At 31.2% G+C, this 11,696-nt stretch carries 8 protein-coding genes; 1 reads left to right on the top strand and 7 read right to left on the bottom strand.

The genetic code is table 11. From position 1 onward, the window contains the following. Positions 1-8 precede the first annotated feature (8 nt). Together DW721_RS06270 and DW721_RS06265 are read right to left on the bottom strand one after the other, a co-directional pair. A complete protein-coding gene (locus DW721_RS06270) occupies positions 9-1,076 on the bottom strand; it encodes a histidinol-phosphate transaminase (protein WP_055945861.1) in 1,068 nt (355 codons plus the stop codon). 18 nt (positions 1,077-1,094) lie between these two features. Further along, on the bottom strand, positions 1,095-2,345 hold the full coding sequence (locus DW721_RS06265; protein WP_055945858.1) for a CDP-glycerol glycerophosphotransferase family protein: 1,251 nt from the start codon (positions 2,343-2,345) through the stop codon (positions 1,095-1,097). Positions 2,346-2,613: 268 nt separating this feature from the next. On the opposite strand from DW721_RS06265, the gene DW721_RS06260 reads away from it, so the two are divergent. Continuing rightward, on the top strand, positions 2,614-3,525 hold the full coding sequence (locus tag DW721_RS06260; RefSeq protein ID WP_022015211.1) for a class I SAM-dependent methyltransferase: 912 nt from the start codon (positions 2,614-2,616) through the stop codon (positions 3,523-3,525). Positions 3,526-3,719: 194 nt separating this feature from the next. On the opposite strand, the gene DW721_RS06255 is transcribed toward DW721_RS06260, so the two are convergent. Genes DW721_RS06255 through DW721_RS06235 form a run of 5 tightly spaced genes read right to left on the bottom strand, consistent with a single transcriptional unit; the run spans position 3,720 to position 11,608 of the window. After that, positions 3,720-5,213 carry an N-acetylneuraminate synthase family protein gene (locus tag DW721_RS06255; RefSeq protein WP_172794186.1) on the bottom strand — a complete coding sequence of 498 codons (1,494 nt, stop codon included), beginning with the start codon at positions 5,211-5,213 and terminating at the stop codon, positions 3,720-3,722. 20 nt (positions 5,214-5,233) lie between these two features. After that, positions 5,234-7,069 carry a 6-hydroxymethylpterin diphosphokinase MptE-like protein gene (locus tag DW721_RS06250; RefSeq protein ID WP_022015209.1) on the bottom strand — a complete coding sequence of 612 codons (1,836 nt, stop codon included), beginning with the start codon at positions 7,067-7,069 and terminating at the stop codon, positions 5,234-5,236. Positions 7,070-7,071: 2 nt separating this feature from the next. After that, positions 7,072-9,402: a 6-hydroxymethylpterin diphosphokinase MptE-like protein gene (locus DW721_RS06245; RefSeq protein WP_118745185.1), complete on the bottom strand. Its 2,331-nt coding sequence runs from the start codon at positions 9,400-9,402 to the stop codon at positions 7,072-7,074. Between the two features lie 20 nt (positions 9,403-9,422). After that, positions 9,423-11,264 carry a 6-hydroxymethylpterin diphosphokinase MptE-like protein gene (locus DW721_RS06240; RefSeq protein WP_118745184.1) on the bottom strand — a complete coding sequence of 614 codons (1,842 nt, stop codon included), beginning with the start codon at positions 11,262-11,264 and terminating at the stop codon, positions 9,423-9,425. Positions 11,265-11,293: 29 nt separating this feature from the next. Continuing rightward, entirely contained in the window at positions 11,294-11,608 is a 315-nt protein-coding gene (locus DW721_RS06235) for a hypothetical protein (RefSeq protein WP_022015206.1), read from the bottom strand. Between the last annotated feature and the right edge of the window lie 88 nt (positions 11,609-11,696).

The raw sequence follows: 11,696 nt of genomic DNA, 5'->3' as shown, positions 1-11,696 counted from the left end.
CCTTTAATTCAGTTAATGCTTTTTTCTATCTCTAGCAATGCCGTAACAAACTTCTCCATATACTTCTTTTCTGCCGTAGTTACTCTCAAGCATTTTCCAAATCTGCCTATTCCATCATAACTTTTTATCAAGATTCCATATTTTTTTCTCATTATATCTACGATTTCATCTGCATCTGTTTTGGGTCTGATAAAAATAAAATTACCGTTTTCACCTTTATATTGATAAGAGTTCTTCTCTAATTCACTTATCAAATACGCTCTGCCAAATTTATGCTTTTCGATAAGTTCATCAATAATCTCTGGTTTTTCAATAATCCTTTGTGCAAATAACATTGCTACTGCATTTACATTATGTGGTGTGCACAATTTCTGCACCAGCTTTATTCCATCTTTCTTTCCAACGACATATCCAAGTCTAAGTCCTGCCAGAGAAAACAACTTTGAAAATGTTCTCGTAACAAAAATATTTTCTTCATTTAAAGCATATTTCAAAAAAGTATTTGGATAAAAATAGTGATATGCCTCATCTATTAATATTGTTATTTCATTTTCTTTTGCTTTCTTTATTATTTTCTTAATGTTTTTTTCCGAATAAGCATTTCCCATAGGATTGTTTGGATTAACCAATATCAATAATTGTATATCCGGAGTCATTGCAGACAATATATTTTCAATCGGCATTTCTAACTCATCTGTATAAGATACAGTTACAAATTCACGACCATACATTTTAGAATACACTTCAAACATAGCATATGTAGGCACCACCCCTAATATCTTTCCACCAACAGAAGTAAAAATTTCTATAATATATCTTATTCCCTCTGATGATCCATTTACAAGACAAATATTTTCCAAATCCACTTTCAAATAATCTGCCAGACTTTGTGAAAACTCTAATGTTTCCGGATATTCAGATATAAGCCTCGGCGTAATCTCTTTTAAAGTTTGTTCTATAAAATTTTCATCTAATCCACCTGGGTTTTCATTTAAATCCAATCTCACATACTGCTTTCTACTATTTTGATCATAAATTCGTTTTAAATTCTTTATATTTTCATCTGTATAATACACCTCTGCACCTCCCCTGTATTAATTTTTCTTTGCATAACTTATCATTTCTATACTCGCCAAGCAAGTTTTCAAATTATCATACTCAAAAACTTTCTCTCTGATCTTTTTTCTAAAATCAGAATATTCGTCTCGATTTTCATTGTCCAAATTTACACATCTTAATATGCTTTTTTTTAATTCATGATAATCGTTTACCTTCTCCCCTGGTGTAAACTCATCATAATCAAAATACATTTCTCTCGAATCATTCAAATATTCTTCTAAATCATAGGCGAAGAATATTATTGGTCTGTCAAGCAACAGATAATCAAAATATATTGACGAATAATCTGTAATAAGCACATCTGCCATTTTCAAAAAAACATATGGATCTGCATCCTTATTTATTACCATAATATTTTCACTTTGAATATTTCTAAATTCTTCATTAAGCTTTGACTTTGGATGAAGTTTTATGCAAAACAAAAGATTATTTTCTTCTAAAAATTTTTGAAAATCATCTCTATCAAAATTTTGAAAAAAAAGAGTTTCACTTTCTCTAAATGTTGGCATATAAAAAATCATTTTTTTATTTCCACCATTTATTTTTTTTTTCAAAAAACTGATAATCTTTTTTCTGTCTCTATTCTCTTCATCTAAATATATATTCTTTATATCATCGGATATAAGAACCTGATTTCTTGGATATCCTGCAATCAAAATATTTTCTGTCTTAAACGCCGAAGAAAAAATATATCTTAAATTTTCGGATGTAGTGAGTACATAGTGACTCGGTTTTTCATCTGAGATATTTCTTGGGAAATTCTTTATTTTTCCCCAAAAATTTTTCGGATGTCTGAATTTATCAAAAACATTATCATGCTGAATTTTCTTTAAAGGTATCCCATGCCATAGGTTTATCTTAAGTGCACCACCACTCTGCCAAAAATTTATATCCTTTGAATAATTATCATACAAATAAAGCTTTCCGCGTAAAGCAAACCAAATTCCTTTCAAACTGTGATACATATATGCTTCATAACCTTCAGCATTCAACATTTTAACTACATCTTCGTTATGTGATATCCAAATAGGTCTGATTCCCAATTCATCTCTATGCTGGCTTACATAAAGATATAAATATCTGGGATTATCTGCAAATCTTCTTCCAAAAGTGCTGCCAAAAAGCCAAATTTTTTTATCTCGTGGTACTAAAAAAGATAACCAATAGACCGGCAACAGTAATAACTGCCCCCAATAATGTAGTCTATCAGTTATCTTGATAATCATTACTATTTCCTCCATGAAATGTTCATTTGTCTGTTCACAGCTTCCCTGCTGCTTTACTTGATATATATATCGACATTTTTTTTATTTTGTTTAATCCCATATTCAAACTAAATGTTTTCCATTTTTTTCTAGATACACTTTTCCTATTTAACTTTATAATATTCTTATTCTCTCTCCTACATCTTTTTTTATTTATGCCGATATAGATAATGGTATATATACACATATATAACCAAATTATTGTGTTATACTCGACATGGAGGTTGAAATGCTTAACAATTTAAATATTAAATGTAAACTCTGCGGATGTACTGAAGTCGAACTACAAGATTATAAAATACGAAATATTACTGATGATTCATGTAAAATGTATAAATGCAAAAACTGCGAAACACATTTTATGTATCCACTTCCCTCTCAAGATTTATCAGAATATTACGACGGCACTTTTAGAGAAGAGGTGCATACTGCAGATTATTACGACTACACCGAACTCGATAAAGTATTTAATAATTTTTTAGGCGAGGCAAAACTCAGAACCGAACGAGTCAAAAATGACTTATCAGCCAATGACAAAATTCTTGAAATAGGTTCTTCTGTTGGATATTTCACTGCTGCTATATCTGCTTATGTAAAAGATGTGTATGCTACCGAATGGGATAGTAAAGCCAGGGCATATATTAAAGACAGACTTACCAAATATAATATTCATGTAGCCAAAAATCCTGAAGACTTTGAAACCAAATTTGATAAAATTTTTATGTTTCATGTATTAGAGCATATTGAAAAACCAATTGATTTTCTCAAGAATTTAAAACAATTATTAAATGAAAACGGAAAGATTTATATAGAGGTTCCTAATGTTGACGATGTAATGTTAAAAACTTTTCGATGCCGTCCATTTATAGAACATTATTATAAAAAAGCACATCTTTTTAATTATAATGAAAAAGGGCTTAAATACATTTTTGATAATTGCAAATTTTCAAATTACGAGATTAGCCAGATACAGCGGTACAATCTTTCTAATAACTTATACTGGTTATCTGACGGCAGACCAAGCGGTCGCCTAAGTTCTGTATATAAAGCTTTGATAACAGATGATTTAAATAAAGAATATATAGATTCTTTAATAAAAAATAAGCAAGCTGATACTTTATTCGCTGTTGTAGAAAAATAATTTACTATATTAAAAACGGTAGGCTATACAAAAAATTTTATATAGCTTACCGTTTTTATATTATTACATTTATTATCTCATCGTCACTTGACAATACACTCAAAAATTTATCTATAATCCCTTTCCTCTATATTTTACTATAATTTTCACTTTTAAATTTCCTTATATCCAATCCAATTCACTCCACCTTTTTATTACCACTTACGCAATATTGTCTTTCTATCCATAGGGTCAAGTTTACTTATTTTAGGATCATCATAATATGAATCATTGCGTATATGTGTTGTTGAAATCTCTTCAAATATTGCACCATTTCTTGATGTAAATGCATGTTTCTGTCCTCGAAGAACCGTCTGAACATCACCAGCCTTAAGCTCCTTTTCTTCTCCATCGAGCACAATTTCAAGGTCTCCATATAAAAGCTGGAATGTTTCCTCTTTTATCTTATGCATATGCATAGGATGTTTCTGCCCCGGAAGCACTATAAGTATTTTTTTACAATATTCTCTGTTTATAACACTTACTATGATAGCACCTGTCTGTCTGAAATTCTTCATCCCATAATGATGTGACAGTTCTATCTCTATGTCATCTCCAAGTACAATTCCAGCCTCATACAACATACCTTTAGCATCATGTATAACACTTCTTGCAAGCTTTGTCGATGTAATATGTCTTGTCTCAAAAAGTGCCTCATTAGCTGCATAATTTCTGGATACTTCTATACCATCGTTAAACTCTCCACTATTCATCTGTTTTTCCTGACATGGCATGGCAAAAAATACATCATCAATGCCTATTGTATCTCCTGCTTTTACATCATGTTTAAGATATACTCCACGCATAAGAGAATTAAGAGAATCAATCTCTGCCTGGCTTACATATTTGTCATTTTCTTTCTTTGTGGCACATATAGTTCTTGCTTTTATTACTGCTTCAACCCATTTATCTGCCTGAGCAGGTGTCATTGAATACGCATTTATTGAATATTTTTCTGTCGGCAGTGCAACATGTCTTTCAAGTATCTTTGCCCCCTTTGCAACAGCAAGCATTGCAACCGTATTATCATCAGGATCTTCATGACCGGAATATCCTATTGTAACATCTCTATATCTTTTATTCATGCGGTCAATAAAATCAAGTTGCAGATGGTCGGCAGGTGCCGGATATTCAGCAATACAATGCAAAAATGCAAAATCACATTTTCTGTGTGAAAAGAAATTATAAAGCTTATCTATGTCTGATAATGTTTTTCCACCTGTAGATATAATAAGCGGTTTACCCGTTGCTGCTGCCTTTTCGAGTAGTGGCCAGTCAAGTGAACTGCAGCTTGCAATCTTTATGATATCTATTCCCTGTTCCATACACCAATCTACACTACCCTCATCAAATGGTGTACTAATGGCTATCATTCCCTCTTCCTTGATAGCATCAACAAGTTCAGTAAATTGATCATATGTAAGTCTTGTGCTCATAAATCTTGGCACATGTGGTACATCGGTTCTGTTTACATAATCAGGATGTATAAAATTATCAAGATTTCTATATTGTAGTTTTACTGCTGCATTTATATTGTACTTTCTTGCAATCTTTCCCATTTCATGGATGATGTCTTTTCCATGTTCCACATCTCCCTGATGACTGTTTGCCATCTCAAAAATAAATAAATCATTAAATAATCTGCTCATTTTATTATCCTCCACTTCTCTCATATACTCTCCAATGCCTCCTGTAAGATTGGCATTGCGTAATCTACCGTCTCTATTGCTGCATTAAATGCTTCCTTTGATAACTCACATGAAAACTTTGCATTTTCTGCTCTATCATCACCGAGCATATTTATTTTTAATGCACTTTTAATTTTTGTTTCCATATAATCATTTATTATTTCATATACCAGTTGTTCTTCAATAAATTTCATGTTTTTCTTGACAATCTCCGCTTTTTCTCCAAGCTTTATGTCTGCCTGCTGAGTTTCTTGTCCGTCAAGTAATAAAAGCATATCATCCGCAGCTTTAATACCCTCCTCTGAACAACTATATATATCACTCAGCTCCTTTTTCATATTGTACAGGTCCTCTCTTAATTTTTCATACATATCTTCCGAAAATGTGGGCTGCATCTGATTTAATACTTCCTGAAAGTCAAATTTCTTCTTGCAATACAGTTCTATAGCTTCTGAAAGCTTCATTATTCTCGTTCCCTGTATCTTAGCACCACCTTCCGTTGCATCAATAACATCTATATCATCCCTGACTTTTGCAATTTCTGCTTCAAACCAATGAATCATATCTACCCAATCGCCTCTCGCCTTTACTTTATCCCCATAAATTCCTTCTATCTCATAAATTCCGTTTATATTATCATAACTATGATTTGCTACACTTCCTGCGTGTGAATACTCTCCAGCATATGCAAGATCCTGCCCTATCAAAATTATTCTCTTAGCACTTATGAGCTCAGCCATCGTAAATGCATCTGTTGCTACTGACATTCCAAGCATACACGATGTGTATTTTAATCCATATTTGGCATACAGCCTGCACATAAAATTAGATGTGTTGTTCCATATCTTATGCCCTTTGTTTTCTTCCAATATACTATTTTTAGAACATATATCTGCTATCATAGGATGATCATGACATCTTTCATCCTTTAGATGTATAGCACTTTTCTTTACATCTTTTGTTATTATAACATCATAAGGAACATCATGTGCTATCAGTGTTTTAACAGCTGTATCCGTAGCAACAATAAAAGCTTTTTTCTCTGCTTTTTTTAAATCATCTACATTTTTATCAAGTGATGGTCCTGCTGATACTATAATAACAGGAACCTCATCAGGTATCTTTCCTATAAATTCCGTCAAATAATTACTTCCTTTAATAAAATGCAGATTTTTGAAAGTATTATATACTGTTTTCTCATAGACATTATAAAAATCTATTCCAAGTGATAACTGCACACCATAGCAATTCTTAATAATCTCCATGAAATTCTGAGCTTTATCACCATAAATCCTATCCATTTCCGGATATGTACAGACAAATTGATTAGGAAGCATAACTTCTGTAATCGTATTTAAAAAAGAAAAATAAATATCTTCATAATTTATGGTATCAACAAAAAAATGTACCCTTGCATCTGATATTATATCACGCATATCAAAATTTTTAAGACAATAGACAAATAACGATAAATCCGGTTCCACAAGAAAAAAGACAGCATCCTTTTTCAATTTGTCAAGTATTGCTCTTGCAAAAACACCATTTGCGATGCCGAACATCACTACTGATGTATTTATGTTGTTAAATTTATATTTATCAGCCCACCTTTCCGCTTCTTTTTTAGGACTATAGAGGCTATTCAATCTATGCCTTTCATTTCCTACTGCAATTTCTATTGTTTTATCTCCATCTCTTGTTGTGAGAATATTAAACCTATCATACTTCAAATCTCCTTTTTGCATAATATCAATAAGTTTTTCATAAAAATATTTACGGTATTTTCTTAATTTTTCAAGATTTTTTTCTAAATATTCCATTATTAAAGTCCCCTTTTGATACTTTCACTTGCCCTAATGAAATCTTCTTCAGTATCTATATCATAGTTCTCATTCATCTGATAACCAGCTATAACATCTCCCGTCATAGAATCTTTCTCCGTAACGACAGTGGTTCTAAATACATCTATACAGGCATTTTGATAATATACTTTTGGCAACTGTTGTCTCGGCATATTGTAACACTCAGGAATGTCTTTCATAATTGGTTCTAATAATCCATCCTGATCCATAAACCACATCTTATACGGTATTTCTTTTGCCGGTGCCACACATCTGACTGAATCAACATCCGGATGTTCTATTAGATATTTTATCATATTTTCAATATCCTGTATATCTCTTATAGGATAAGTTGGTCTAAGCTGAACTACTATATCCGGCACATAATTTTCTTCTTCTTTAAGGTATGACAATGCATGTTTAAATACATCTATATCAAGTGCAGTATCCGTAGCATATTCATCTGGACGCAAAAACGGAACTTCCGCTCCATATTCTTTTGATATATTTGCATATACTTCACTATCCGTACTTACTATAACTCTGTTTATACTAGGACTTTTTAATGCGTGTTCTATCGAATAGGCTATCATAGGTTTTCCGGCAATCAGTCTTATATTTTTGTCTTTAACACTCTTAGAACCGCTTCTTGCTGGTATTACCGCCAAAACTTCATATTTTTTTCTAAATATATCTTTTATACTTTTTTCTTCCATTCCATTTATCCTCGCACCATGTGATGCATTTATCATGTTTATATTTTTCTCATTTGAAACCCTTTTTTCTATCCATTTTCTATATAAATCCAAGTTCTTGTTTGTATAAATAACCTCTCCCCCAACAGCCTCAACTTTCTTCAGCCTGTTTTTATCAACAATTTTCTTTCCGACACCTAATGCGTGGGAACTTTCGCCTGCGTACCCCAAATCAAGACCTACACATATAAGACTTTTACACTTAAACCTTATTGCAACATCTATGACAAATGTTGCTACTGAACCGCCGGTATCAAATAATGTATTTTTTTTTATTTCTGCCATTTTTTCAGCCTTTTCAAAACCGTTTTGGTAAGCAATATATCTCTTTCCTGTATATGAACTTACAACATTTGATGCTGCTGTGGAAAGATACAACAATGGAATTCCGCAATCTTCAATGCCAGATATCTGCCATCTTGTACTATCTTTTGCATCAGTAACAGCTATGTAATCAGGCTTAATTTTATTTTCCAACAACTTCCTGCTAATCTTTCCAACACAGATAACGCATATGTTTTGTCTTTCGTTTGACTCTAAAACAGCCTTTAGAGACACAAGTTCATTTTCAAGAGATGGTCCCGCAGCAATCAATATTACATTTTTTCCGATAACATTTTTTCTTATGTCATCTATATTATCATCATTTAATGATATATTGTTATCAAAATTCCGTATAAGATCATTTTCAAAATACTCCATCGAAAAAAAAGAAATCTTATACTGTTCTAACAGTTCTTTTAATTCATTATTTTCTATTGCCTTAACTGATGGCATCCACATTTTACAATCAATTATATCTCTGTCATATTTTTGAATAATACTTTCCAAATTTCCGGCATACTCCAATATTTCATTGCAATATATAATATGGATTCTTCTATTTGCCAATATATCTGTCATATTTCTATAATTTATTGCTGTTCTTATCTGCTCAATATCATTCTCTAGCACATATATCTCCATATTGGGATACATTGCCGCCATTTCCTGGATATGATACCCCAGCCCAAAGCCAAATATTATACACACATCCGCATTATCATTTATACTATGTGCATAAAGCAATGCCTCTTGCCACGGATTTCCAAAAGAACAAATATTAATCTTTTCTCTTTTTTCTTTCTCAATTATCATCGAAATATCAAATATTCTATTCCAGTCTATTTGGTATTTTCTTTCTTCACTGCCGCATGATAATCTGCTATCAATAACATATTCATACAATTTTTTATCTTTTTTTAATAATAAATCCAGATTTTTACCGCAATACAAAGATGCATCTGTTTTATACTTACTCAATATATATTCTTTTATCTTACATACAATCTTTAAAAATTCACCGCCATATACATCGTTTTTTTCCATAAGTTCCATAAACTGTTGTTGTAATTTTTCGTCATTTATTTCTTTTAAAAAAACAACCAGCTTTTGTAATTCTTCAGAAACATATTCGCAAATTCTGTCTGTTTTATCATACAATTTATTTTTTTTATAATATATATTTTCAGATACTGCTCTTATTATGTTGTCCAAATATTGTATGCTTTTTTTCATATTCTATATTCCTCTGCTGCCTAAAGATGCTTTATTGTATCTTCTAAAACAGGTAACAATTCATTTGCTGCTTTTTCTAAAGCAGCAAACAAAACTTTAGAATTCATACTTTTTTCCAATAATTCATCCCTGACATTATCATAATGCTCACCAACCGTACTTAATCTTTCTTCTATATCTGCTGATATATATTCATCAAGAAGAATATATATATCCTGATTTTGAATCTGTTTCTGCGATTGAACCATTATTTCCTGATTCCGGTTTAACTTATCTGATAAATATTTTTTATTCTTAAGCATATCTATATTATCTATCGCTGACATACTTCCTTTTTTTGCTGCCTTAGATATTTCCACAAGTCCATTTTTTATACTGTATATATCATTGCATAATTTTGTATATACTCTTTCATCAAATGTAACAGGCAGTTCTTTTAAAATCTTCGAGAATTTAAATTCTTTGTTACAATATCTTTCTATAGCATCACGCAACGGCATAATTAATGTTCCTGCAATTTTAGCTCCACCTTCGGTAGCATCTATAACATCTGTTTTTCCCTTTACTCTCTCAACAGCATTCTCGAACCATTTGATAAAATTTAACCAATCAGCTCTTGTCTTTACTTTATCTCCGTTTATACCCTCAACATATATTTCCTGTGAATCTTTCCACCCTACATTTTGTTTTATTTTTCCTGCATGAGTCATTTCACCGTCATATGAAAGATCCTGCCCAACAAGTATTATCTTTTCTACTTCCAAAATTTCTGCTATCCAAAATGCCGCTGTTGCAACAGAACCTCCGGAAATATATTTTGGAAATTTCATATTGTATTTTTCATACAAAACCTGTAAATATCCTGTTCCATTTATCCATATTTTTCTTGAATGATTTTTTTCAAGTACATCACTTTTTGCATCCGGTACAGTAAATAACGGATATCGGCTACATCTGTCATCATTAAAGTGTTTAAGACTCTTTCTGCCGTCTACAGTTACTATAGCGTCAAATTTGATGTCATTTGCAAGCAGGTATTTAACTGCTGTATCAACCGTCAATATAAAGGCTTTTCCCTCTGCCTTTCTTAAAATGTTTATATTTTTATCAAGTGACGGTCCTGCTGACACAATTATCACAGGGACATCTTTATCTATTTTTCCCTTTAATTCACTAATATAATTGCTTTCTTTTATAAACCTTAGATTTTTTAATGCATTTACAGTAAATTTTTTTGCATATAGCAGTGATGTGTTTTTTCTGGCAATAATAATGTTTCTAAATTCTTCAAGTTCATACTCAAATTTAAAATACTTCTCTTTGTAAAGCTTATCATATGCCGGATGAAAACACTCAAGCTGCGTTGACAACATTGCCCAATTTATTTTTTCTGACATATCTTCTAAAAATCTGTCACCATTTATACCATCTATATACAAAAAAACTTTGTCATTACATAATATATCCGACAAATCAAAATTGGCTAAACAAAAAATAAATAACTTAACATCCGGTTCATATAAAAATATATCTGCGTGTAAATTTAACTTTTCTTTCAACGCATTATAAAATACTCCGTTTCCGATACCAAACATAGCCACGGATGTATAATTTGATATATTATTAAAATTTATTACCCATTTTTGTGCTTCTCTCTCAGGATTATACATACTGTTCAGTCTTATTTTATTATGACCACTTAAACATTCTATTGTTTTACTGCCATTTTTTGTTTCAATCACAAAAAATTTGTTTGATATTTCGTCATATATTCTTTGATCAGCTAAAATTGTGTTTATGCAATCATACAGATACTCATTTTTACTTTTTAATTTTTCCAGATTATAATCAAGCAATTTCATAATTATTTCGATTCCTTTGCTCTTTTATTTTATTCCATTTTTTCTACAAGACTTTCAATATATTCTATAAAATCATACTGTAATATATCTGCCAAAAGCACCTTGTCATCCGATTCAAGGGCTTCCATAGCATTGCTTAATATACTAAATATTTTTTTATCATCCATTGCAAATCCCGGATTAGTATTTTTATATGTTGCAAGATTGTCAATAGCATTTGTCATATCTTCTAATACAATCAAAAATTTATCAAAGGCATCTTTATCGTTTTGCTGATAAAATAAATCTACAACTTTCTGTACTTCATTAATAGTATTTTTAATCTGCTCTTTTTCACTACTCATAATTAACCTCTTTTCTATTTAATATTTCTTTTCAAAAAAAGAAGCCGGCTTTACGCCAGCTCCTTTCAGAGTAACTGTTATAATCATA

The organism is Clostridium sp. AM27-31LB, assembly GCF_003480745.1.
Taxonomy (GTDB): domain Bacteria; phylum Bacillota; class Clostridia; order Lachnospirales; family Lachnospiraceae; genus Butyribacter; species Butyribacter intestini.
This window is presented reverse-complemented; position numbering and strand designations above follow the sequence as displayed.